Raw genomic sequence first — 24,710 nt, 5'->3', positions numbered from 1 at the left:
CTCCGCAACCGTCAGGTCCATCGAATCTTTCCGAGGTTTCTTTGTAGCGCAGCTGAACGATCCCCTGACCCCTACGCCGCCCCCCACTCCCCCAACGCCGCCCGCACCGCGTCCGCGTCCGGCTCCTCCGCCGCCCACGCCACGTATCCGTCGGGGCGGACGAGGACGGTCGTACGCCGGTCGCTCGCCCAGTGCGTCACGACGGCACGCGGCGCCGCGTCGCCCCCGTCGTACCCCGTGTCCGCCGGGGTGATCAGCACGAACTCACCCTCGCGCAGCGCCTCGTAGAGCCGCCCCTCCTTCAGTGCGATGTCCGGCGCGCGGTGCCCGGCCATGCGGTGGGAGCCCTTCGGGGCGCGGTAGGCGTAGCCGATCCCGGTGATCTGGCCGATCCCCTTGTCGCGGAGCGGGGACACGACGTTGATGAAGGACGCGAGTACGGCGCGGGCCGCGCGCGACCAGGGGCGCTTGACCATCGCGAGCCGCACGATGCCGCCGCTGCTGCGCAGGACCGCCTTGCCGATCGGGTGCCGCTCGGACTGGTAGGTGTCCAACAGGCCCTCGGGCGCACGCCCGTTGACCGCCGCGACCAGCTTCCAGCTCAGGTTCACGGCGTCCTGCAAGCCGGTGTTCATGCCCTGTGCGCCCGCCGGGGTGTGGACGTGCGCGGCGTCCCCGGCGAGGAAGACCCGGCCGACCCGGTACGAGGGGGCCTGGCGCTCGTCGCTGTGGAAGCGGGACATCCAGCGGGCGTCGTGCATGCCGTAGTCGCGGCCGAGCGCGAGCCTGGTGATCTCCTTGACCTCTTCGAGGTCGAGGGGCTCGCTGTCGGCGACGTTGCGGGCGCGGTTCCAGCCGATGACGCGGTAGTAGCCGTCGGCGAAGGGCGCGATAAAGGCGAAGGCGTCACCGGCGGCGTTCACGGTGAGGACCGACGAGGGCTTCTCGGCGAGCTTCACGTCGGCCAGGACGAGCGAGCGGATGGCGGACTTGCCGGGGAAGGGCAGGCCGATGGCCTTGCGAACGGGGCTGTGCAGGCCGTCGGCGCCGACGACGTACGCGGCGCGTCGCGTGCTCGTCTCGCCGCCGGGGCCCCGCACTTCGAGGGTCACGCCGTCCGCGTCCTGTGTGAGCCCGGTGACCTCGCTCTCGTACCGGAAGTCGACGCCCGCCTCGACCGCCCGCCGCTCAAGGACCCGCTCGACCTCGTACTGCGGCAGGACCAGGAGGTGGTTGTAGCGCGAGGGCAGCTTGTCGAGGCCGACCTCCAGGTGCGCGAAGAGGCGCAGGCGGTCCAGGGGCTTGCCCATGGCCTCGAGGTCGTCGGCGAGGCCGCGTGCGTCGAGCTGTTCGAGCGTGCGGGCGTGCAGCACCAGGGCGCGGGAGAGGTTGCTGATCTCGTGCGGCCGCTTTTCGAGCAGGGTGACGGGGACCCCCGCCGCGGCCAGGTCCCCGGCCAGCAGCAGCCCGGTGGGGCCCGAGCCGACGACGACAACGGCGGGGTCGGCGGGGTTGCCGGCGCCGGTCGTGTCCTGCGTTCCGCGGGTTCCGTTCATGGCGGCCTCCTTGTGCCAACAACTGTTGGTCAACGCTTGTTGGCTAACGTAGGGCCGCCGCCATGGACTGTCAACACCTGTTGGCCTACGCTTGTTGGCATGAACGAAGGCGCACCTGATCCAGTGACCGAGACAGCGGCGGCGCCGCCCCGCCGCTCCGACGCGACCCGCGGCGCGATCCTCGCGGCCGCCCGCGAGCGGTTCGCGGCGGACGGCTATGAACGGGCCACCATCCGCGCCATCGCCAGGGACGCGCGGATCGATCCGTCGATGGTGATGCGCTATTACGGCAACAAGGAGGGCCTGTTCGCCGCGGCGTCGGCCATCGACCTGCGCCTGCCGGATCTCACCGCGGTGGCGCGCGAGGACGTCGGGCGCACCCTGGTGACCCACTTCCTCGACGTCTGGGAGAAGGACGAGGTACTGACCGCGATGCTCCGCGTCGGCATCACGAACCCGGCCGGCGCCGAGCGCATGCAGGGCATCTTCAGGGACCAGCTGCTGCCGGTGGCGCGCCGCGTCTGCCCCGATCCCGCCGCCGCCCCGCAGCGGGCCGGGCTCTGCGCCTCACAGATCCTCGGCATGGCGCTGGCCCGCTATGTACTGCGCTTCCCGCCCGCGGTCGCGCTGTCCGACAAGGAGATGGCGGACTGGCTCGGACCGACCGTGCAGCGCTATCTGACGGCCGAGCGGCCATGACGTACGCGGGCCGCCGGGTGTGACGCACGTAGGGGCCCTTCGTCGGCGTACACCCGCGCATCCGTGTGCGCACGCCGACGAAGGGCCCCTACGGGGAGCTCTTGAAGGGAAGCGGTGGCGTCAGCCCCGCTTCTCCTGCTTGTGGGACTTGTCGCCGACCATGACCAGGCCCGCGATCACCAGGAACAGCACGATGGGTGCCACGACATAGAGGCCGAGCGTCTCGATCACGCTCAGGCCGGGACCCGGGTCGTCACCGTCGTCGGGCGTGAGCGCGAGCGCGGGGGACGACATGAGCAGCATCATCAGCGTCGTACCGGAAGCAAGGGCGCCGGCGCGCAGTGCGTTCTTCTTGTCCACGGTGCCAACGTAGCGAACTGCTAAAGCGGCCGCGCGCCCGGGGGTGCCGTACGGGGTTCTTCGCGTGTGCGGAACACGTCCATGAACGCGTGCAGGCGCGGTGCGGCGGCGAGTTCCTCCAGGGTGACGGGGCGGCCGTCGGCGTCGGCGATCGGCAGCCGCCAATTGGGGTACTGGTCCCAGGTTCCGGGGAGGTTCTGCGGGCGGCGGTCGCCCACCGCGTCCGGCAGCCAGATGCCGACCATGCGGGCCGGTGTGGCGAGCAGGAAGCGGTGGACCGCGCGGATCTCCTCCTGCTCGTTTCCCCCGCCGCCGGGCAGCATCCCGAGCCGGGAGAGCAGCGCGAGCCACTCCGACACGTCGGCCGCCGCTTCTGCCTGCTCCACGGCCGCCGGGCGGGTCAGCAGGCCGAGCCGGTCGCGCAGTTGCACGTGCTCGCCGGTGATGCGGGCGGCGGTGGACGGCAGGTCGTGGGTGGTGGCGGTGGCCAGGCAGTCCGCGCGCCAGCTCTCCGGCGGCAGCGGCCGTCCCGTGCCCGCCCAGTCCCGCTCGAACCAGAGCACGGAGGTGCCGAGCACGCTGCGGCGCTGAAGGGCCTCGCGGACCCCGGGTTCCACGGTGCCGAGGTCCTCGCCGATGACGAGGGCGCCCGCGCGGTGCGCCTCCAGGGTGAGGACGGCGAGCATCGCCTCGGCGTCGTAGTGGACGTAGGTGCCCTCGGTGGGTGCGCGGCCCTCCGGGACCCACCAGAGCCGGAAGAGCCCCATCACGTGGTCGATGCGGATCGCGCCCGCGTGCCGGAGCAGTCCGCGCAGGAGGGCGCGATAGGGGGCGTACCCGGACTCGGCGAGGCGGTCGGGGCGCCAGGGCGGCAGGCCCCAGTCCTGGCCGCGCGCGTTGAACGCGTCCGGCGGGGCGCCGGTCGACATGCCCGCGGCGAAGTGCCGCTGCTGCGCCCAGGCGTCCGCCCCTGCCGGGTGCACGCCCACCGCGAGGTCGTGCACGAGGCCGATGGCCATGCCCGCCTCGCGCGCGGAGCGCTGGGCGGCGGCCAGCTGTGCGTCGGTGAGCCAGGCGAGACGGCAGTGGAAGTCCACACGGTCCATCAGCTCGCGGCGGGCGCGGGCGGTTCCGGGCGAGGCGGGGTCGCGCAGCGGGGCGGGCCAGGTGTGCCAGTCGGGGCCGTACCTCTCGGCGAGTGCGTACCAAGTGGCGTGGTCTTCGAGGGCTTGGCCGTGCTCGGCGAGGAAGTCGTTGTAGGCGGCGCGCCGTCCCGGTCCGAGCGGGACCTCGCGGAGCAGTTCCAGGGCCTGGAGCTTGAGCGCCCAGACCGCGTCACGGTCGATCAACTGGCCCTGCTGGAGGACGGCTTCGCTCAGGGCCGCGGCCCGGCGCGTGAGAGCGGCGGCCTGGTCGCGGGCTTCGCCGTCCAGGTGGGCGAACTCCTCGACGGCCTCGACGCGGAGGTGGACGGGGTCCGGGAAGCGGCGCGACGAGGGGCGGTACGGAGAGGGGTCTGACGGCCCGTCGGGCGGCTTCGGTACGGCCGCGTGCAAAGGGTTGACCTGTACGAATCCCGCACCCAGGGTCCGTCCGGACCAGGCGGCAAGCTCGGCGAGGTCACCGAGGTCGCCCATGCCCCAGGAGCGCCGGGAGAGAAGGGAGTAGAGCTGGACGAGCACGCCGTACGTCTTCTCGCGCGGCGGCGGCAGCCGGTCGGGGGCGACGACCAGGTGAGCGGTGGCCGTGCGGTCGTCCGGGGTTTCGGCCCGCATACGGTGCACGCCGAGCGGCAACTGCGGCAGCCGCGCCGACCGCGCCGACAGCGCCGTCGTCTGCCGCGTCCCGGCCTCTTCGGCGCTCGCCGAGACCGTCTCCCACTCGAACCGCTCCCCCCGCTCCGTCTCCACGCGCACCCGCGTGCCCGGCGGCAGCCCCGCCAGGGGCACGGCGGCGCGGGGAGCGCCCTGCCACACCACCACGGTCGGCGGAAGGAGACGGGCGGACAGCTGTGTCTCACGGTCCGCGAGGGCGCGCCGCAGCGCCTCGGGGGTGCTCGCGTCCACGTCGAGGGCGGCCAGGGCGGCGATCACCGCGGCGTCGTCGGCCGGAACGGTCCGGTCCGGGGACGGGGAGTAGGAAGTCGCCACGCCGTGCAGGGCGGCGAGACGGGAGAGTCCGGTGGGCGCGGCGGATCCGGCGGGTTCGGGAGCTCCGGCGGGTTCGGGAGCTCCGTCAGGTTCGGGGGCTTCGGCGGATCCGGCGACTCCGGGTGGGGCCATCTAGACCCCCATGTAGGCCAGGCCCGACGCGGTGCCGGTGGAGGTCGGCTCGCTGGTCAGAGGGGCGGCGTCGGCGAGCGGCGGCTCGCTGGTCAGGGGTGCGGCGTCGGCCAGCGGAGGTTCGCTGGTCAGGGGCGGCTCCAGGCAGCCGCAGGAGCAGGAGCCGTCGAGTCCGGAGTCGGGCCCGGAGACCTGTTTGGAAAGAGCGGAGAGAAGGAGGTTCGCGGAAGCGGGCACGTAGGGCTCCATTGTCTGGGGTCAGGACTGGTCTTCGGCAGCAGCCCTACCCAGTGCGCGGGGCCGCAGACATATCCGTTGTATGAACGTGCGCGTACTCACATTCGTTTCCCCGGAAGGGGGTGCGAACGCAAGATCTTCCTTTCCCCGTGGTCCCGCGTTTCAGGCCTGGCAATGTCACACGGAAGAAAACTCGCACAACACCCACGCCCGTTGACACTCCGGCCACGCGAGTGGTGGGCTCAGTGACACCCTGAGACAACCAGAGCACCAAACGTGATCATCAGGACGAGGGACACCGAGGAGAGGCCGTGCAACTGCGGCGCAGGAAAGGCGCGGCGGCCATCGCGGTCGCTGTCATCGCAGGCGCGCTCGGCGGCGCCCCCGGCGCCGTCGCCGCCCCCGGCCTCCCCGGCAAACCCGGCACCCCGGCCACCTCTCCCGACGACGACCGGGAGACCGACGGCGCCCTTCCCCCCGTCTGGCCCCGCCCCCAGTCGATGAACGCGGCGGGGACCCCGGTCACCGTCACGGACGAGGTCGTCCTGGTCACCGGCCGGGACCCGGACCCGTACGCCATGGAGGCCCTGCGCGCCCTCCTCCGTGACGCGGGCGCCGGCAAGATCACCGAGGTGGAGGACGGCGACCCGCTCCCGGCGCCCGGCGGGAAGCTGCTCGTCCGTGCCGAGGGCACCGGCACCGAGGGCACCGGTGCCGACCGGGCCCTGCGTTCCCTGGGCGCCCGCGACCGGCGCGACCTCCCGTCCGGCGGCTACCGCCTCGCGGTGGGCCGGATCGACGGCCAGGACACCGTCGCCCTCGCGGGCACGGGCGACGACGGCCTCTTCCACGGCGTACAGACCCTGCGCCAGCTGGTCACGAAGAGCGCCGCCGGGAGCACCGTCCCCGGCGTACAGATCCGCGACTGGCCCGGCACCGCCGTCCGCGGCATGACGGAGGGCTTCTACGGCACTCCGTGGACCCGGGAACAGCGCTTGGACCAGCTGGACTTCATGGGCCGCACGAAGCAGAACCGGTACCTCTACGCCCCCGGCGACGACCTCTACCGCCAGGCACGCTGGCGTGAGCCCTACCCCGCCGGGCAGCGCGCCGACTTCCGCGCCCTGGCCGAGCGGGCGAGGCGCAACCACGTGACGCTTGCCTGGGCCGTCGCCCCCGGCCAGGCCATGTGCATGTCGTCCGACAAGGACATCAAGGCCCTGAACCGCAAGATCGACGCGATGTGGGCCCTGGGCGTGCGCGCCTTCCAGTTGCAGTTCCAGGACGTCAGCTACAGCGAGTGGCACTGCGACGCGGACGCCGAGGCCTTCGGTTCGGGGCCCGAGGCCGCGGCCAAGGCGCAGTCCCGCGTCGCCAACGCGGTCGCCGCGCACCTGGCCGAGCGCCACCCCGGCGCGAAGCCGCTGTCCCTGATGCCCACGGAGTACTTCCAGGACGGCTCGACCGCGTACCGCGACGCCATCGCGGACCGGCTCGCGGACGGCATCGAGGTGGCGTGGACGGGCGTCGGCGTGGTCCCCAGGACCATCACCGGGCGCGAACTGGCGGGCGCCCGCAAGGCGTTCGGTTCGCATCCGCTGGTGACGATGGACAACTACCCCGTCAACGACTTCGCGCAGGACCGTATCTTCCTGGGCCCCTACACCGGCCGCGAGCCCGCCGTGGCCACCGGCTCCGCGGCGCTGCTCGGCAACGCCATGGAGCAGCCGTCCGCATCGCGCATCCCCCTCTTCACGGCCGCCGACTACGCCTGGAACCCCCGCGCCTACCGCCCGCACGAGTCTTGGCTCGCCGCGATCGACGACCTCTCGGGCGGCGACAAGAAGGCGCGCGGTGCCTTGCGGGCCCTGGCGGGCAATGACGCGTCGTCCGTGCTCGGCGCCGACGAATCGGCGTATCTGCGCCCGCTCATGGACGACTTCTGGCGCGCGCGCACGACGACCGACGCCGCCCGCATCGAGAAGTCCTCGCAGGCTCTCCGGGACGCCTTCACCGTCATGAAGGAGGCGCCGCGGCGGCTCGCGGGCAGCGACGTCAAGGCCGAGGCCGGGCCCTGGATCGAGCAGTTGGCGCGCTACGGCGAAGCCGGCGAGACGGCGGTCGACATGCTGCGCGCGCAGTCCGCGGGCGACGGCGCCGCCGCCTGGCGCGCGTCGCGCACCCTGACCGGACTCCAGAAAGACCTGAAGGCCGCCGGAGCGACGGTCGGCAAGGGCGTCCTCGCCCCCTTCCTGACGCGCTCCCAGAAGGCGTACGAGACCTGGGCGGGCCTGGACACCGAGCAGGCGTCGGACCGCGCGACGGTACGCTCCCCCCGCGCCCGCCCCCTCGCGGCGGTGACGGCCCTGACCGACCCCGGCACCAAGGGCGGCATCGAGGCCCATGTCCCCGGCGAGGGCTGGCGCCGCATCGCCCGCCTGTCCGGCACGGGCTTCACCGAGGTCGGGGCCGCCGGGCGCAAGGAGGCCGACCCGCGCGCCGACGCCGTCCGCGTCACGGTCACCGAGGGCACCGTCCGGCACGTCGTCCCCTGGTACGCCGACTCCCCCGACGCCCGCTTCTCCCTGGCCCGCACCGAGGCCGACGTGGAGATCGGCGGCGGACCGCAGCGGATCACGGCGAGGCTGACGTCCCTGCGCCCCGGCGACGTGGAGGGCAGGGTCACGGCGAAGGCCCCCGAGGGCATCGAGGTGCGCACCCCGCGCGAGTCCACCCTGCCGCGCGGCACCCGGGTGGACGTCCCGGTCGACGTCACCGTGCCCGAGGGCACGCGCGCGGGAACGTACGAGCTTCCGGTCACCTTCGGCGGCGAGACCCGGACGGTCTCGGTCCGCGCCTACCCGCGCACCGCGGGACCCGATCTGGCGCGCGGCGCGAAGGCGTCCTCGTCGGGCGACGAGACGAAGGACTTCCCGGCGTCCGGCGCCAACGACGGCGACCCGAAGACCCGTTGGTCCTCGCCGTACGAGGACGGCGCCTGGTGGCAGCTGGAGCTGGCGGAGCCGGTCAGGCTCGGCCAGGTCGTCCTGCGCTGGCAGGACGCCTACGCGGCGGGTTACCGCGTGCAGACGTCCGCGGACGGCAAGACCTGGCGCACGGCGGCGACCGTGCGGGACGGCAGGGGCGGCCGCGAGGCGGTCCGCATGGACGCCCGCGACACGCGGTACATCCGGGTGCAGGGCGACAAGCGGGCCACGCGCTTCGGCTACTCCCTCTGGTCGGTGGAGGCCTACGCCGTCGCGGAGGACTCGTAAGCGGCCCCGCACGTCAACCGGAAGCCCGTGGGTCTTGCCAGTCGGACGCCCGGACGCGCGATGATGGACGCGAGACCTTGGCGGGGCCCGGTCGGGGCCAGGGCGGGGGGAGTTCGGCATGCGATTAGGGGCGCACCGGCCCGACGCGCGGTCCTCGCGCGCCCTTCTGCTCTACGAGGGCGGTGCCGGCCGGCGTGCGGCCCACGAGAGCGATCCGTGGGACGACGGGTACGACGGGTACGACAGGTACGGCAGGTACGACGCGGAGACCGGGCTGCCGCACGAGTGGCACCGGCCGGGCCCCGGACGGCGCGAATCCGGGCCGCCCTTCGCCACGCGAGCCGTCCGTGACTCCCTGACCCGCTGGCCCGACAGTCTCTTTCGTACGGAGCCGGAGCGTGTCGTCACGTTCGACACCACATCGCCGGACAGCCCGCACAGACTCGCCGCCATCATCCGGGACACCCGCGACCTGCTCCTCGTCCACTGCACGGGCGCCTCGGGCGTCGGCGACACCTACGGCAGGCCCTTTTGCCGCGGCGGCCTGACGCTCGCCAAATTCTTCGACGTCATCGACCTGTCCCCGGCCCGGCACATCGTCGTGATCCTGGAACCGGGCAGGCCGGACGAGCCCTGGATCGAAGCGGCACTCCACGATCAGTACGAGTACCAGGCGCAACGCGCCACCGGCCGACTCACCCTGATCGCCGCCCACCAGGACCCCGGCTCCTCGCGGCCGTTCCTGGCCGACGCGCTCGGCGGCGAAGGCCCGCTCACCGCGCACGCGCTCGCCGGTCACCCGCGGGCCCGGCTCCTGACCGCGGGCGGCCCCGACGTACGGCTCACCGCGTCCGACCGGCGCGGCGGGCGGGGGCCGGTGCCCGGGAACCGCCTCGGTGCCCTCGCCCGGGGGCTCGACCGCACCCGTCCCGCCCTGGCCAAGGCCCGCGAGTCCACCGCGTCCGCATGTTCCGCGGCCGCTCCCTTCGCCCTTCTCCTGCTGGCCGTCGCGGTGGTCGCGGGCCTGCTCTTCGCGCTGCTGCGGGCGTTGCCGCCGATGCGCGGGACGTGGGCCGTGGGAGTGCTGCTCGGGCTGTGGGCGGTGCTCGCCGTCATCGGGCTCCTCGGCGTCCGGCGGCGGACACCGCCCGCCCGCGCCCGCCCGCCCGGCACGGCGCCGGCCGCGCCCCGGCACCGTGCCTTCATGGACGGCGTGTTCACCGCCTGGGGGTTCCCGGCACCGCTGCCGGACACCGCCGTGCGCTCCCGGCAGCCGGTGCCCGCGCGCCCCACGCGTGAGGAGAGCCGCGCCGCGGTCGAGCAGTCCCTGAACGCCCTGTACGCCCGGCTGCCCGTCCCCCGGCTCCGGCCGCCCGACCCGCCCGTACCCTCCGCACGCCCCGCTCCCCCCGCACCCCCTTCATCCCCATCGCCCGACGACAACGGGACCACTCCATGACCGCCCCCGTCCCACCCCGCTCGCCGGAGCCGGAGAACCCGCCGGAGCCGGAGACGTTCCCGGAACCCGCGGCGCAGCCCGCGGCCGGTGAGTACCGCGAGCTGCCGTCCGGCGAGCAGATGAAGATCTGGAACGAGCTGGTGTCGGACTCGGCCGAGCGCATGCTGTCGCTCGTCGAGCAGGAATTCCAGATGAAGAACAAGCTCGTCGACCAGCGCATCAGGGACGCCGAGCACAACCGCCGCCTCGACGTGATCAACGTGTGGTTCCGGGCGGCGGGCGTGGTGACCGGCGTGACCCTCGGCGCGGGCGGGATCGTCGGCTACCTCTGGATCGCCAAGTACTGCGTCGACCACGGTTCGGCGGGCGCGGGCGCAGGGCTGCTCGGCGGCGGTGTCGCGGCGCTCGCCGCGGTGATCACGGCCGTGCAGCGGCGCAACGGCCAGTGACCGCGGGCCGGAGCGGTGCCGGAGGGCCGGAGCGGTAGAACCGCCCCGGCCACACGTAAAAGCCCGGATCTCTCAGGCAGAAATGCCGTCGATCCGGGCCATCGCGTCGTCCGCGCCGAACGGCTGCAAGTACGGCAGCCAGCGCGGATCCCTATGCCCGGTCCCGATGATGCGCCACGCGAGCCCCGAGGGCGGCGCGGGCTTGTGACGCAGGCGCCACCCCAGCTCCAGGAGATGGCGGTCCGCCTTGGTGTGGTTGCAGCGGCGGCAGGACGCCACCACGTTCTCCCAGGCGTGCTGACCGCCACGGCTCTTCGGAATGACGTGGTCGACGCTGGTTGCGACGCCACCGCAGTACATGCACCGACCGCCGTCGCGGGCGAAGAGCGCCCGCCTGGTCAGAGGAACGGGCCCCCTGTAGGGGACCCGGACGAACCGCTTGAGGCGGACCACGCTGGGTGCGGGGACAGTGCGCGTTGCGCTGTGCATGAAGGCGCCGGATTCCTCGAGGCAGAGAGCCTTGTTCTCCAGGACGAGGACGAGCGCGCGGCGAAGCGGTACGACGCCCAGGGGCTCGTACGACGCATTAAGGACCAGGACGTGCGGCACGGATGCCTCCTTGTACGCCGGCGGCGCGTGGCTCGCGCCGGGACGATCTGTAGCCAGTCTCCCCTCATGCCTGGTCCGAGCGCCAGCATGTACCCGTAACGGGCTCGGAGTGTTTTCGACCACAGATGTACAACACCCTCATCTTCCCCAAGTGAGCACTGTCTCTCCCTCAAACATCACAACGATCCACACACAATGCCCCGTTAGTGTGGTGTCTCTGCCCGGTGCATCTCCTGGGCAGGCCGCTATGCCTGGAGGTACCTGCCGTGTTCCTGTCCGTCCTGTCGACAGCCGGAACGGACCCGGACGACAAACCGACGCCGAAGCCCCCGACCCTGGAAGACGCCCAGGAGCACGCGACGAACGCCGCGAGCTGGGTCGAGCAGAACTGGTCGGCGTGGCTGGGCATCGGGCTCCGCATCCTGCTGATCCTCGCCGTGGCCATCGTCCTGCGCGTGGTCATCCGGCGTTCGATCACCAAGCTCATCGAACGCATGAACCGCACGGCGCAGTCCGTGAACGGAACGGCGCTCGGCGGTCTCCTGGTCAACGTGGAGCGCCGCCGCCAGCGTTCGCAGGCCATAGGTTCGGTGCTGCGCTCGGTGGCGTCGTTCCTGATCCTGGGCACGGCCGCGCTGATGATCCTCGGCACGTTCCAGATCAACCTCGCCCCGCTGCTCGCCTCGGCGGGTGTCGCGGGTGTGGCGATCGGTTTCGGCGCCCGCAACCTCGTCACGGACTTCCTCTCCGGCGTCTTCATGATCCTGGAGGATCAGTACGGCGTGGGCGACTCGATCGACGCGGGCGTGGCATCGGGTGAGGTCATCGAGGTCGGCCTGCGGGTGACCAAGCTGCGCGGCGAGGACGGCGAGATCTGGTACGTCCGCAACGGCGAGGTCAAGCGCATCGGCAATCTCAGCCAGGGCTGGTCCACGGCGGGCGTGGACGTCACCGTCCGCCCGGACGAGGATCTGGAGAAGATCCAGGAGAAGCTGGTCGAGGTGGGCGAGGCCATGGCCAAGGACGAGCCGTGGAACGAGCGCCTGTGGGGCCCGGTCGAGGTCCTCGGCCTGGACAGCGTGCTCCTGGACTCGATGGTCGTACGGGTCTCCGCGAAGACGATGCCGGGCAACGCGCTCGGCGTGGAGCGCGAGCTGCGCTGGCGCATCAAGCGGGCCTTCGACGCGGCGGGCATCCGTATCGTGGGCGGCCTGCCGCTCCAGGCGACGGAGGAGGCGGCCGCGGACCCGTCGGCGGGCATGGCGGCTCCCTCTGCGTACGCGTCCACGACGTCGCCGCAGTCGCTCGCGGCCTCGCCGATAACCCCGCCGCCGAATCTGTCGAAGTAGCGGTACGTCCGGTGCGTCCCCGGGTCGGTGTCCCCGGGGTCAGTGCGGGCGCCCGGCGGATTCCAGGTGCCCCGGGTGCCGCGTCCGGTAGCTGTCGGCGTCGAGGGCGACGATCTCCGCGTGGTGGGCCAGGCGGTCCACCGTCGCGGTGGCCGTCGCACCGTCCCCGAACACCTCGCTCCAGCGTCCGAGGGCCAGGTTGCTGGTGACGATCACCGACGCCTTCTCGTAGCGGTGCGAGACGAGCTGGAAGAGGAGGCGTGCGACCTCGGAGTCGAAGGGCACGTAGCCGACCTCGTCCACGACGAGCACCGGATACGCGTCGAGGCGGGAGAGCTCCTTGCCGAGCCGGCCCGCCGCCTTGGCGTCCGCGAGCCGGGCGCCCCACTCTGCGGCGGTCGCGAACAGCACCCGGTGTCCGGCCTGGCAGGCCCGTACGCCGAGGCCGATCGCCAGGTGCGTCTTGCCCGTGCCCGGGCCGCCGAGCAGCACGACGTTCGACTTGCGGGTGACGAAGTCGGCCTTGCCGAGGCGGGCGATCACCTGCGGCTCGGGGGCCCGCAGACGCCCCTCGTCGAACATCTCGAGGACCTTCCTGGCGGGGAACCCCGCGGCCTCGATCCGCTCCTCCGTCCCCGTGCCGCCTTCGGCACACGACTCGTCCGCCGCCCCGCCGTCCCGCTGCACCGGGATGACCACGGCCCGCGAGTCCTCTTCCCTGTGCACACTGCGCGCCCGCGCCTCCTGCGCCGCCATGGGCCCGGACATGTACGCGAGGATCGCCGCCGACGCGATGAACGCCATGTGGATGACCGTGCCCCAGAGCAGGTCGTGCCGCGGTGTGTGGTGCACGTTGACGAACATCTGGAGCAGGTGCACCGACGAGATCCCGACGATGGCCGTGGCCAGTTTGACCTTGAGGACGTTCGAGTTCACGTGCGACAGCCACTCGGGCTGGTCCCGGTGGCCCTGGAGTCCGATCCGCGAGACGAAGGTCTCGTAGCCGCCGACGATCACCATGATCAGCAGATTGGCGATCATCACCACATCGACGAGCTTCAGGACGGCGAGCATGACGTGCGTCTCGTCCGCGTGCCCGCTGACGACGTGGTGGATGAGGTGCCACAGCTCGTTGAAGAACTTGTAGACGTACACGCCCTGCGCGGCCACCAGGCCGAAGTACAGGGGTGCTTGGAGCCAGCGGGTCGCGAAGAGGGAACACCCCAGGGTGGTCATGTTCGGTGGGGACGAGATGGAGCGGGACACCGGACCTCCAACAGCCGTAAGGCTCGTCATTCTCGTGGCCCGGCGCCGACAATCTGAATTCGTGCCACCCGTTGGGATTAATAGAAATCCAGTCGGACAAGATCGGCGGCCCGACCCCGGTAGGAGCACTCCGTGCAACGCCGGACCCCGCCAGGTAACGACTTGGTTGCCGCGGGGCCGTCCGCTATTGACGGCCGATTCACGCCGGTCGTACGGTCCTCACGAATTGGAAAGTTTCCTAACAGTTAGCGGTCACTGGAAGAGCAGGTGTCGTCATGGCAGCAGCAGGCAGCACTCCGGGGACCCCGGGCACGCCCAGCGTCCTGCGCGCCATGAACGACCGGGCGGTGCTCGACCTGCTCGTCGTGCACGGCCCGCTCACCCGCACCCGCATCGGTGAGCTGACCGGACTCTCCAAGCCCACCACCTCGCAGTTGCTCGGCCGCCTGGAAGCCGCGGGCCTCGTGCACACCACGGGCAGCCTCAGCGGACGCCCCGGGCCCAACGCCCTGCTGTACGAGATCCATCCGGGCGCCGGACATGTCGCCGCCCTCTCCGCCGACCCCACCGGGATCACCGCGCTCGTCGCCGACATCACCGGCACCGTCATCGGGCGGGCCCGCGTCGAGGCGGAGGCCGTGGACGAGGACGTGCGCCACCGCACCGCCCAACTGGTCGCGGAGGCCGTCGACGCGGCGCTGCGCCAGGCGGGTCTCGGCCACGACGACCTGCGGGCCGCGGTGATCGGCACCCCCGGCGCCATCGACCCGCACACCGGCGAGCTGCGGTACGCCCCGCATCTGCCGGGCTGGCACTCGCGGACGCTGCGCGACGATCTCGCCGCCGTCCTCGGCACGCCCGTCGACATCGAGAACGACGTCAATCTGGCCGCGGTCGCCGAGCAGTACGAAGGCGCCGCCCAGGACCACGACAACTACGTCCTCACCTGGCTCGACGACGGTGTCGGCGCCGCCATCGTGCTCGGCGGCAATCTGCTGCGCGGCGCGACGGGCGGTGCGGGCGAGATCGGTTACATGCCGCTGCCGGGCGCCCCGCTGGCGCACGGCGGGCCCGAGGCGACGCGCGGCCCTGACGGAGGCGGCGGTTTCCAGAGCCTGGTCTCCGCGCCGGTCGTACGGCAACTCGCGGGCGGCGCGGCGACGCTGGCGGACGCCTTCGCCGACGACGCCGTGCTCGCCGAGGTCGCACGCCGCCTCGCCACCGGGATCGCCGCGGTCGTCGCCGTCGTCGACCCCGAACTCGTCGTGCTCTCCGGCTCGGTGGCCCGGGCGGGCGGCGACAAGCTGTGCCTCAGGGTCGAGGAGGAGCTGACGGGGCTCGCGCTGCCGCGCCCGCAGATCCGCATCAGCGAGCTCGACGGCGACCCCATCCTCTCCGGCGCCCTGCGTTCGGCCCTCACCCGGGCCCGCGACCAGGTCTTCGACACGGCCTGAGCTCCACCTCCACGCACGAAGACCCCCTTCTCCCCGTACTGAAGCACCCCTTTCTCCCCGTACTCCGTAAAGGAAGTCCGCCATGCCGCGATGGCGCATGCCCATCTGCGCGTCCGCGGCGCTCGCCGCAGCCGGCCTCTTGCTCTCCGGCTGCGCCAATCCGAGCGTCGGCAGCGCGAACGACGACCCGACGAAACCCGTCACCCTGAAGTTCTGGCACGGCTGGTCGACGCCCGGCGAGGTCAAGGCCGTCGATGACAGCATCGACCGTTTCGAGAAGCTCCACCCGAACATCAGGGTGCGGGCCACCGGGAACGTATCCGACGAGACGGTCAACCAGGCCCTGCGGGCGGGCGGCGACAAGGCCCCCGACGTGGTGTCCTCGTTCACCACCAACAACGTGGGCCAGTACTGCGACTCCGGGATGTGGGCGGACCTCGATCCGTTCATGAGGAAGACCGGTCTCGACAAGCGCAAGACCTTTCCCCGGACGCTGCTCGACTACACGAGTTACCGGGGCAGTCAGTGCGCCCTGCCGCTGCTCGCGGACGCCTTCGGGATGTACTACAACAAGGACGCCTACAAGAAGGCGGGCATCGAGCGGCCGCCGCGCACCATGTCCGAGTTCGAAGAGGTCTCGGAGAAGCTGACGATTCGCAGCGGCGGGGACTCGTACAAGCAGGTCGGGTTCATGCCCAACTTCCGCTTCTACCAGAACAGTCCGGACCGGCTCTTCGCGCAGTGGGGTCCCCGGTACTTCGACGCCGACGGTGACTCGCGGCTCGCCGACGAGCCCTCGACGTACGAGTTCTTCAAGACCGCGCGGCAACTGGCCGAGGCACAGGGCGGGTTCAGGGATCTGGAGAAGTTCCGGATGTCGTTCGGCGACGAGATGTCCAACCAGAACGCCTTCCTCACCGGCAAGGTGGCCATGCATCTGGACGGCGAGTGGCGCGGTCTGATGCTGGACGAGGCGAAGGCCGGGTTCGACTGGGGCGTGGCCCCGCTGCCCGTCCCGGACGACCAGGCCGACACGTACGGACGCGGCTTCATCACCGGCACCGTCGCCGGGATCGCGCACAGCAGCAAGCACCAGAACGCCGCCTGGGAGCTGGTGCGGTTCCTGACCGCGGACACGAAGCAGGTCGTGGCCTTCGCAAACGCCATCCACAACGTGCCCTCCACGTTCGCGGCGCTCAAGTCGCCCGACCTGGACGCCGATCCGACCTTCCGGACCTTCTTCGACATCCTGGAGAACAAGCACAGCAAGGCCCTGCCGCCCTCCGTCAACGGCGGCGCCTATGTCGTCTCGCTGATGGACTTCGCGTACGGCGTCGAGTCCGGACGCGTCCCCGATCTGCGCAAGGGCCTGAAGAAGCTCGACGAGCAGATCGACGCCGACACCCTCCAGTCGAAGAGCTGAGCCGAGGACACCGCCATGGCACTTTCCCTCTCCAACCCCGCGCGCCGCAGACTGCGCACGCTCGGGTTCCTGTCCCCCTGGCTGGTCGGGTTCAGCGTCTTCTTCGCGTACCCGCTGATCGCGACCGTCTACTTCTCGTTCATGCACTACAACCAGATCAAGGAGCCCACCTTCGTGGGCCTGCGGAACTGGAAGTACGTGTTCGAGCAGATGCCCCTGTTCGGCCCGGCCCTGTGGAACACCCTCTGGCTGGTCGTGATCATGGTGGCCGTGCGCGTGGTCTTCGGGCTCTCGCTCGGGCTGCTCATCACGAAGATCAAGACGGGCGCCGGCTTCTTCCGCACCGCCTTCTACATCCCGTACCTCGCCCCGCCGGTCGCCGCCACCGTCGCCTTCGTCTTCCTGCTCAATCCGGGCACGGGGCCGGTGAACGAGATCCTCGAAGCGGTCGGGATCTCCGGGCCGAACTGGTTCAACGACCCGGACACCGCCAAGCCCTCGCTCGTGCTGTTGTCCCTTTGGGGCATCGGCGATCTTATGGTCATCTTCATGGCCTCCCTGCTCGACGTGCCCAAGGAGCAGTACGAGGCCGCCGATCTGGACGGCGCGGGGGCGTGGGCGAAATTCCGCTACGTGACCTGGCCCGCGATCACGCCGATCGTGATGTTCGCGGTGGTCACGGGCGTCGTGCAGACCATGCAGTACTACACGCAGGCCCTGGTCGCGGGGAAGGTCGCCTCCGGCGTCAACATCGGCCCCGGCTCGGTGATCCAGCCCGGCTACCCGGACCACTCGACCCTCACGGTTCCCCAGCTCGTCTACCAGATGGGCTTCCAGAACTTCAACACCGGTGCCGCGTGCGTGCTCTCGCTCGTGCTCTTCGCCATCGCCATGGCCGTCACGCTGCTCCTGATGCGCAAGCGCTCCGGGCTGCTCGCGGCGGAGGACTGAGGACTCCCGATGACTTCCACGACTCTCGCCGCGCCCGCCGCGGCGCCCGAACACACCGCTCCCGGGCCCGGAGGGCCCGCCGCCGCCCGTGCCCGCCGCAAGCGAATCCTGCACTGGATCGCCGTGCACAGTGTGGCGATAGCCGTCGCGCTGCTCTTCGTCCTGCCGTTCGTCTTCGTCTTCCTGACGTCGGTGATGAGCGACTCTCAGGCGATGAGCGGCGACCTGTGGCCCGATTCCTGGAACTGGTCGAACTACAAGGCCGTGTTCGAGACCCCGGGCTTCCTCGACTGGTGGCGCAACTCCCTGATGTACGCGGGTCTCGGCACCCTCTTCACCGTCTGCTCGGCGATCCCCGTGGCCTACGCGCTCGCCAAGTTCCGCTTCCGCGGCCGGCGCACCGCGATGCTGCTCGTCATCTCGACGATGATGCTGCCGCCGCAGGTCATCGTGATTCCGATGTATCTGGTGTGGGCCCAGCAGTTCCACCTGTCGGGCACGCTGTGGCCGCTGATCATCCCGATGGCGTTCGGTGACGCGTACTCGATCTTCCTTCTGCGGCAGTTCCTCCTCACCATTCCCAAGGAGTACATCGAGTCGGCGAAGGTCGACGGCTGCGGAGAGTTCCGCACCATGATCAAGATCGTCGTGCCGATGGCCAAGCCCGGCATCACGGCCATCGCGCTCTTCCAGTTCTTCTACTGCTGGAACGACTACTTCGGACCGCAGATCTACGCGGCCCAGAACCCCGGTGCCTGGACACTGAGTTACGGCCTGGAGTCGTTCAAGAGCGCCCACGCGGTCAACTGGAACATGACCATGGCCGCGACGCTGCTCGTCATGGCCCCCGTCATCATCATCTTCTTCTTCGCACAGAAGGCCTTCGTCGAAGGCGTCACCCTCACCGGAGTAAAGGGCTGAGAACCGAAATGAAGCTCGCAGTGGTCGGCGGAGGGTCGACCTACACACCCGAACTCATCGACGGATTCGCACGGTTGAGGGACACCCTGCCGATCGAGGAACTCGTCCTCGTGGACCCGGCGGCCGACCGTCTTGAGCTGGTGGGCGGCCTCGCCCGGCGCATCTTCGCCAAGCAGGGCCACCCCGGCCGCATCGTCACCACCTCCGACGTGGACGCGGGCGTCGCCGACGCCGACGCCGTGCTGCTCCAGCTGCGCGTCGGCGGGCAGGCGGCACGTCAGCAGGACGAGACCTGGCCCCTGGAGTGCGGCTGCGTCGGCCAGGAGACCACCGGCGCGGGCGGCCTCGCCAAGGCCCTGCGCACGGTCCCGGTCGTCCTCGACATCGCCGAGCGCGTACGGCGCACGAACCCGGACGCCTGGATCATCGACTTCACCAACCCGGTGGGCATCGTCACGCGGGCGCTGCTCCAGGCCGGTCACAAGGCCGTCGGCCTGTGCAACGTGGCGATCGGCTTCCAGCGCAAGTTCGCCAAGCTGCTCGACGTGGCGCCGGGCGAGGTGCACCTCGACCACGTGGGGCTCAACCACCTGACGTGGGAGACAGGCGTACGTCTCGGAGGCCCGGACGGCGACGACATCCTGCCGGGGCTCCTCGCCGAGCACGGGGACGCGGTCGCCGCGGACCTGCGCATGCCGCGCGAGATCGTCGACCGGCTCGGCGTCGTACCCTCGTACTACCTGCGCTACTTCTACCAGCACGACGCCGTGGTGGAGGAACTGCGGACCAAGCCGTCGCGGGCCGCAGAGGTCGCCGCGATGGAGCGCGAGCTCCTGGAGATGTACGGCGACCCCGCGCTCGACGAGAAGCCGGCCCTGCTGGGCAAGCGCGGCGGCGCCTTCTACTCGGAGGCCGCCGTGGACCTGGCGGCCTCGCTGCTCGGCAACGGCGGCAGCCCCCACCAGGTGGTCAACACCGTCAACAACGGCACGCTGCCGTTCCTGCCGGACGACGCGGTCATCGAGGTGCAGGCGTCGGTGGACGGCTCGGGCGCCAAGCCTCTCGCGGTGCCGAAGCTCGACCCGCTGTACGCCGGGCTCATCTCCAACGTCACCGCCTACGAGGACCTCGCGCTGAAGGCGGCGCTGCACGGTGGCCGCGAGCGCGTCTTCAAGGCGCTGCTCGCCCACCCGCTGGTCGGGCAGTACGCGTACGCGGAGCAGCTCACCGACAGCCTCGTCGCGCACAACCGGGAGCACCTGGCGTGGGCGTAGGCACGAGCGTGCTCGCGATCGACGCGGGCAACAGCAAGACCGATGTCGCGGTGGTCGCGGCCGACGGCGAGGTCGTCGGCGCGGCCCGCGGCGGCGGGTTCCAGCCGCCGCGGGTCGGCGTAGAGGCCGCGGTGGACATCCTGCAGGAGGCGGTGACGCGGGCCCTGGCGCAGGCGGGCACCGACTCCGTGGGGCACGTCTCCGCCTGTCTGGCCAACGCCGATCTGCCGGTGGAGGAGCGGGAGTTGGCGGGCGCGCTGCGCGGGCGCGCGTGGGGCCCGTCGGTGGACGTGCGCAACGACACCTTCGCCATCCTGCGGGCGGGGCTCCTCGAGGACGCCGAGCCGCGGGGTGTCGCCGTGGTGTGCGGGGCGGGCATCAACTGCGTGGGCATGCTGCCCGACGGGCGCACCGCGCGCTTTCCCGCGATCGGCCGCCTCTCCGGCGACTGGGGCGGCGGTGGCGGCCTCGCCGAGGAGGCGCTCTGGTACGCGGCGCGGGCCGAGGACGGCCGCGGCGAGGCCACCGCGCTGCGCGAGGCGCTGCCCGCGCACTTCGGCCTGCCCTCCATGTACGCGCTGATCGAGGCGCTGCACCTGGGCTCCATACCCGCGGTACGGCGGCATGAGCTGACGCCGGTGCTCTTCGCCGCGGCGGCGGCGGGCGACCCGGTGTCGCGCTCGCTCGTGGACCGGATGGCCGACGAGGTGGTGGCCATGTCGACCGTGGCCCTCGACCGGCTCGGCCTGCTCGGCGAGGAGGCCCCGGTGCTGCTCGGCGGCAGCGTCCTTGCCGCCCGGCATCCGCAACTGGACGATCGCATACGCGCGTTGCTCGCCGAACGGGCGCCCAAGGCGGAGGCGCGTGTCGTGGTGGCCCGGCCCGTGCTCGGCGCCGCGCTGCTCGGCCTTGACCAGGTGGGCTCCTCCACCGAGGTGCACGCGCGCGTGCGGGCCCATTACGAGGGCGCGGGCCCGGCACGGGGGTGACACGGGAGGCCCGCGCGGCCGGGTTCATGGGCCCGGAAGGGAACCGAACCCCCCTCAATCGCGTATTCAAGGGCAGGGGAGGCATGCGATCTTGCATGATCCGGACGGGGTGACGGGAAAGATCCGGACACAGTGATCCGGACACGATGATCCGCACAAGATCAGGTCAATGCCTGTGCGGATGTCAGTCCCTGCGGCAATACTTGCGGCCGTGCACTTCTTCCCGCACCGCGCACGCCGGGCGGAAGTGGACGTCCGATGACCGAGGGGGAGGTCGAGGTCGAGGTGACATACCCGCCGAACGGCAGCGCAGCGCCGCCGGGACAGGCCGCGCCGAGCATGCCGGCCGTCCCGCCGCAGGCGGGTCCGGGCTCCGCCGCGCCCGCACAGGCCGTGCCGGGTGCGCCGCCCCGGCGTCCCGCGTGGGTGGAGAGCCGGGACCGGCTGCGTGCGGCGGCGACGACCGAACCGGGCAGGCTGCGCATCATCGGCGCCGTCCTCGCGCTGCTCGTCGTCGCGTTCGGCGCGGTCACCACCTGGCAGATGTCGGAGCGTTCGGCCGCCGCGAACAGCGTCCTGAACCGCAGCCAGCCGCTGAGCGACGACGCGGCGGCCATCTACCGCTCCCTCGCCGACGCCAACACGGCGGCCTCCAGCGGCTTCCTGGCGGGCGGACAGGAACCGGCCCAGGTGCGCGACCGGTACAACCGCGACATCGACGTTGCCTCCGAGAAGCTGGCCAACGCCGCGTCGAACGCGGGCTCGGGCTCGTCGGCCGCCGACTCGGTGAGCAAGCTGAACAAGCTGCTCCCGGAGTACACCGGCCTGATCGAGCGGGCCCGCGCGAGCAACCGCCAGGGCCTCCCGCTCGGCGGCGCCTATCTGCGGTACGCGAACGACAAGATGCAAAACCAGATGCTCCCGGCGGCCGAGCAGCTCTATACCGCGGAGAAGCAGCGCCTGAACAGCGACTACGCCGACGCGAAGCCCTATCCCTGGTTCGCCATCGCCCTCGGCCTGCTCGCGCTCGGCGCCCTCTTCTGGGCCCAGCGCCGCAACTACCGCCGTACGAACCGCGTGTTGAACCACGGCCTCGTCGCGGCCACCGCCGCGTCCACGGTCGTGCTGCTCTGGCTGGTCGCCGGGCACAGCTTCGCGCGCTCGGGCCTCGGCGACTCCTACGACCACGGCGTGAAGTCCCTGAACGTCCTGAACGACGCCCGCATCAGCTCGCTCAAGGCCCGCAGCAACGAAAACCTCACGCTGGTCAGCCGCGGCGCGGAGACCGTCGAGGTGGGCGCGGACAAGGAGATCAAGGACAAGTTCGACGTCGACTACCAAGCACAGATGAAGCAGCTCGGCAGCGCCGACAGCGGGCTGCTCGGCAAGGCCGCGGCCATCGCCGAGGACGCGGAGGGCAAGAATCCCGTCAAGGCGGCCGCGGAGAACGTCTCGGTCTGGAAGGACCGGCACAAGACCGCGCGGGACAGCGACGACGCGGGTGACTACAAGGGCGCGCTCGCCAAGGTCGTCGGCGACAAGAGCGACGAGCCCACCGGCGAGTGCTTCGACAACGTCGACAGCGCTCTCGAAACGGCGCTCACGCACGAGCGCGGCGAATTCAAGCAGGCGGCCAAGGACGGCAAGGGAGCGATGACGGGCCTCCCGGTGGGCGCCGCCGTACTCGCGGTCCTTGCCGCCGCGGGCGCCGTGCTCGGCATCGGGCGCAGGCTGTCGGAGTACAGGTGAGAGGGGGCGAGCGGACGATGCGTACGCAAGGACTGGCGCGGCTGCGCGGCTGGGGCGGAGCTGCCGCCATGGCGGTGGCCTGCGCGCTCACGGGCTCCCTCGTGCTCGCTCTGCCGGAGGCGGGCGGCGCGGCCGGGTCGGCCGGGAGCGCGGACCGGTCCGCACAAGGGGCCGCCGAGGCCGCCCCCGCGCGCGCCGAGGAGTGCACGACCCCCGAGCAGAGCCTGTCGCCCGCCGACAAGGACGGCCCGACGATCGACGCCATCCGCGACCGCGAGGTCAAGAAGCTCATCGTCGGCGTCGACCAGAACAGCTACCGCTGGGGATATCGCGACCCGAACAAGAAGACGGCCACGCTCGAAGGCTTCGACATCGACCTCGCGCACAAGATCGCCGAGGAGATACTGGGCGACCGCGACGCCGTCCTCTTCCGCGCCATCCCCACCAACCAGCGCGTCAAGGCGATACAGAGCGGCCAGGTCGACATGGTCGTACGGACCATGACGATCACCTGCGACCGCGAGAAGGAAGTCTCCTTCTCCACCGCCTACTTCAAGACCGGCCAGCAGGTGCTCGCCCCCAAGTCCTCGGACATCACCGGGTTCGACGAGTCCCTCGACGGCAAGAAGGTCTGCTCCGCGAAGGGCTCCACGGCACTGACCAAGCTGGAGGAGCTCAAGAAGAAGGGCCTCGGTGCCGACATCGGTACTACGGTCCCGAACCAACTCGACTGCCTGGTAAGGCTCCAGCTCGGCGAGGTGGACGCCGTCGTGACCGACAGCGCGCTCGCCGCGAGCCAGGCCGCGCAGGACCCGACGATCGAGCTGAAGGGCGACGCACCGCTCAACACCGAGTACTACGGCGTGGCGATGAAGAAGCCCGAGAAGGGCGAGGACGACCTGGTGCGGCGGGTCAACAAGGTTCTGGAGGACTATCGCGAGAGCGGCTGGCAGAAGTCGTACGACAAGTGGCTGAAGGCGGCGCTCGGCGAATCGGCGGGACCCCCCGCGCCGAAGTACGAGGACTGACGCCGGACGTGCACAGCAACCCAGAGCGGAGAGGTGATCGATGAGCGTCGCGGGACCCCCCGGTCCTGTGATGGACCGGGACGAGGTGGACCGTGCGCTGGCGCGGCTCGACGCCGAGCACGAGGCGATCGAGACCTCGCTCCTCGCCCTTCAGGATCACGCCGGCCGCCGACTCCTCGAAGGTGCCGGTCTCACCGGCGTCACGCAGGAGCGCTGGCAGTCCACCGAGCAGCAGATCACGCTCCTGTGGGCGTACTTCGACGCGTACGCCGCCGCCCTGCGCGCGGCCCACGAGGTGCGGATGCGCAGACGGTGGCCCAACAGGGACGACCTGGTGGAGCTGACCGAGCTGCTGCGCGGTGAGAGCGTCACCGTCGCCGGCGGCGCCGCCCCCGCGCCGTCGTCCTCGATCACCGGACCGGCCAAACTCACCGAACGCTTCACCCTCATCGACCTCGTCTCACGGATGAACGACCTGTACGCGCACTCGCTCGACATGGTCGTCGCCGCCGACGCGGTCTGGTCGGCGCTGCCCGCCCGGATAGACCTCCTGGCCGCCGAGCTGCACCGCACCCGCCAGCTCGCGCACTCCGTGGGAGTACGCCCTGGCGAGCACCCGGCGGGCGACGACCTGGAGCGGATCACGGCCGAGCTGACGCGCCTGCGCGAGCAGGTGGTGTCCGATCCGCTGGCCTTCTGGCAGCCCGCGCAGGGCAGTTCGGCCCCCGGCGGCGGCCGTCCGCACACCGAGCGGTACGACCGCGAGGCCCGTGCCCTGGAGGACGTGCGCCGTGAGATCGACGCGGTGCTCACCGTCCGGCAGGACGCGGAGCTGCGGCTGGGCAGGCTGCGCGACGTGCTCTCGCGCGCGGACCGCACGCTGGCCGAGGCACGCTCCGCGCGCGGCGAGGTCCTCGCCAAGATCGCCGCGTCCGAGGTGCCCGCCGTCAGCGGCCCCTCCACCGCGCTCCAGGAGCAGCTGGCGATGGCCTCCGAGTACCGCAGGCACGCCCAGTGGCACCGCCTCTCCCCGCTCCTTGAGTCCCTGGAGCAGAAGGCCGAGGACGAATTGATGCGGGCCCGCGAGTCGTTGACCGCCGTCACCCAGCCCCTGGCCGTCCGCGCGGAGCTGCGCGGACGCCTGGACGCGTACAAGGCGAAGGTCTCGCGGCTCGGCCACGCGGAGGACCCCTTCCTGATCGAGCGGTACGACGCCGCGCGCCGCATGCTGTGGAGCGCTCCCTGCGATCTGCGCGTCGCCGAGCAGGCCGTGCTTCGTTATCAGCAGGCGGCCGCCGAAGTCCTTGCACCGAGGGTCCCGCAACAGGGCGGTCCCACCGACCGGAGGGGGGAAGCATGAGTGAGCAGCGGAAGTGCCAG

At 71.4% G+C, this 24,710-nt stretch carries 20 protein-coding genes; 14 read left to right on the top strand and 6 right to left on the bottom strand.

Translation table 11 applies throughout. The annotated features are described in order from the left end of the window. Positions 1-71: 71 nt before the first annotated feature. The gene (locus IE226_RS08465; protein ID WP_190080407.1) at positions 72-1,556 is read right to left on the bottom strand and encodes an FAD-dependent monooxygenase; all 1,485 of its coding nucleotides are present in this window, start codon (positions 1,554-1,556) and stop codon (positions 72-74) included. Between the two features lie 99 nt (positions 1,557-1,655). Between IE226_RS08465 and IE226_RS08460 the strand changes: the two genes are divergently transcribed. Continuing rightward, positions 1,656-2,255 carry a TetR/AcrR family transcriptional regulator gene (locus IE226_RS08460; protein WP_190080406.1) on the top strand — a complete coding sequence of 200 codons (600 nt, stop codon included), beginning with the start codon at positions 1,656-1,658 and terminating at the stop codon, positions 2,253-2,255. A 120-nt stretch (positions 2,256-2,375) separates the two neighbouring features. Here IE226_RS08460 and IE226_RS08455 read toward each other — a convergent pair whose 3' ends face one another. The 3 genes from IE226_RS08455 to IE226_RS08445 are packed head-to-tail and all read right to left on the bottom strand — an operon-like array spanning position 2,376 to position 5,134. Beyond that, positions 2,376-2,615, bottom strand: coding sequence for a hypothetical protein (locus tag IE226_RS08455; RefSeq protein WP_190080405.1), 240 nt, complete (start codon positions 2,613-2,615; stop codon positions 2,376-2,378). Between the two features lie 20 nt (positions 2,616-2,635). After that, positions 2,636-4,897 carry a 4-alpha-glucanotransferase gene (gene malQ, locus IE226_RS08450; protein WP_190080404.1) on the bottom strand — a complete coding sequence of 754 codons (2,262 nt, stop codon included), beginning with the start codon at positions 4,895-4,897 and terminating at the stop codon, positions 2,636-2,638. Continuing rightward, the gene (locus tag IE226_RS08445; RefSeq protein WP_160505071.1) at positions 4,898-5,134 is read right to left on the bottom strand and encodes a hypothetical protein; all 237 of its coding nucleotides are present in this window, start codon (positions 5,132-5,134) and stop codon (positions 4,898-4,900) included. A gap of 311 nt (positions 5,135-5,445) precedes the next feature. Here IE226_RS08445 and IE226_RS08440 point away from each other — a divergent pair, with 311 nt between their 5' ends. From IE226_RS08440 to IE226_RS08430, 3 genes are all read left to right on the top strand, one after another. After that, positions 5,446-8,409, top strand: coding sequence for a glycoside hydrolase family 84 protein (locus tag IE226_RS08440; RefSeq protein WP_190080403.1), 2,964 nt, complete (start codon positions 5,446-5,448; stop codon positions 8,407-8,409). 118 nt (positions 8,410-8,527) lie between these two features. After that, on the top strand, positions 8,528-9,868 hold the full coding sequence (locus IE226_RS08435) for a hypothetical protein (RefSeq protein ID WP_190080402.1): 1,341 nt from the start codon (positions 8,528-8,530) through the stop codon (positions 9,866-9,868). Then, positions 9,865-10,317 carry a hypothetical protein gene (locus tag IE226_RS08430; RefSeq protein ID WP_190080401.1) on the top strand — a complete coding sequence of 151 codons (453 nt, stop codon included), beginning with the start codon at positions 9,865-9,867 and terminating at the stop codon, positions 10,315-10,317. The genes IE226_RS08435 and IE226_RS08430 overlap by 4 nt, the downstream gene beginning before the upstream one ends. A 72-nt stretch (positions 10,318-10,389) precedes the next feature. Here IE226_RS08430 and IE226_RS08425 read toward each other — a convergent pair whose 3' ends face one another. Further along, a complete protein-coding gene (locus IE226_RS08425; protein ID WP_190080400.1) occupies positions 10,390-10,926 on the bottom strand; it encodes an HNH endonuclease in 537 nt (178 codons plus the stop codon). Positions 10,927-11,192: 266 nt separating this feature from the next. Here IE226_RS08425 and IE226_RS08420 point away from each other — a divergent pair, with 266 nt between their 5' ends. Further along, entirely contained in the window at positions 11,193-12,275 is a 1,083-nt protein-coding gene (locus tag IE226_RS08420) for a mechanosensitive ion channel family protein (protein ID WP_190080399.1), read from the top strand. Positions 12,276-12,314: 39 nt separating this feature from the next. On the opposite strand, the gene istB is transcribed toward IE226_RS08420, so the two are convergent. Further along, positions 12,315-13,511 carry an IS21-like element helper ATPase IstB gene (istB, locus tag IE226_RS08415; RefSeq protein WP_229870625.1) on the bottom strand — a complete coding sequence of 399 codons (1,197 nt, stop codon included), beginning with the start codon at positions 13,509-13,511 and terminating at the stop codon, positions 12,315-12,317. A gap of 305 nt (positions 13,512-13,816) precedes the next feature. Here istB and IE226_RS08410 point away from each other — a divergent pair, with 305 nt between their 5' ends. The 9 genes from IE226_RS08410 to IE226_RS08370 all read left to right on the top strand — a co-directional run bounded on the left by IE226_RS08410 (position 13,817) and on the right by IE226_RS08370 (position 24,690). Further along, positions 13,817-14,995: an ROK family transcriptional regulator gene (locus IE226_RS08410; protein ID WP_190080397.1), complete on the top strand. Its 1,179-nt coding sequence runs from the start codon at positions 13,817-13,819 to the stop codon at positions 14,993-14,995. An 82-nt stretch (positions 14,996-15,077) separates the two neighbouring features. After that, positions 15,078-16,418: an ABC transporter substrate-binding protein gene (locus IE226_RS08405; RefSeq protein ID WP_190080396.1), complete on the top strand. Its 1,341-nt coding sequence runs from the start codon at positions 15,078-15,080 to the stop codon at positions 16,416-16,418. 15 nt (positions 16,419-16,433) lie between these two features. Further along, positions 16,434-17,369, top strand: a complete 936-nt coding sequence (locus IE226_RS08400) for a carbohydrate ABC transporter permease (RefSeq protein WP_190080395.1) — start codon at positions 16,434-16,436, stop codon at positions 17,367-17,369. A 9-nt stretch (positions 17,370-17,378) separates the two neighbouring features. Further along, the gene (locus IE226_RS08395) at positions 17,379-18,290 is read left to right on the top strand and encodes a carbohydrate ABC transporter permease (protein ID WP_190080394.1); all 912 of its coding nucleotides are present in this window, start codon (positions 17,379-17,381) and stop codon (positions 18,288-18,290) included. 8 nt (positions 18,291-18,298) lie between these two features. Beyond that, entirely contained in the window at positions 18,299-19,564 is a 1,266-nt protein-coding gene (locus IE226_RS08390; RefSeq protein WP_190080393.1) for a 6-phospho-beta-glucosidase, read from the top strand. Then, a complete protein-coding gene (locus IE226_RS08385) occupies positions 19,555-20,553 on the top strand; it encodes an N-acetylglucosamine kinase (protein WP_190080392.1) in 999 nt (332 codons plus the stop codon). The genes IE226_RS08390 and IE226_RS08385 overlap by 10 nt, the downstream gene beginning before the upstream one ends. Before the next feature lie 285 nt (positions 20,554-20,838). Beyond that, on the top strand, positions 20,839-22,302 hold the full coding sequence (locus tag IE226_RS08380) for a GlnX family signal transduction membrane protein (RefSeq protein ID WP_190080560.1): 1,464 nt from the start codon (positions 20,839-20,841) through the stop codon (positions 22,300-22,302). Positions 22,303-22,319: 17 nt separating this feature from the next. Beyond that, positions 22,320-23,330 (top strand): glutamate ABC transporter substrate-binding protein, encoded by a 1,011-nt coding sequence (locus IE226_RS08375; protein ID WP_190080391.1) that lies wholly within the window; start codon positions 22,320-22,322, stop codon positions 23,328-23,330. A gap of 40 nt (positions 23,331-23,370) precedes the next feature. Beyond that, on the top strand, positions 23,371-24,690 hold the full coding sequence (locus tag IE226_RS08370) for a coiled-coil domain-containing protein (RefSeq protein WP_190080390.1): 1,320 nt from the start codon (positions 23,371-23,373) through the stop codon (positions 24,688-24,690). The last annotated feature ends 20 nt before the right edge of the window (positions 24,691-24,710 follow it).

The sequence above is a fragment of the Streptomyces longisporoflavus genome, assembly GCF_014649775.1.
Taxonomy (GTDB): domain Bacteria; phylum Actinomycetota; class Actinomycetes; order Streptomycetales; family Streptomycetaceae; genus Streptomyces; species Streptomyces longisporoflavus.
This window is presented reverse-complemented; position numbering and strand designations above follow the sequence as displayed.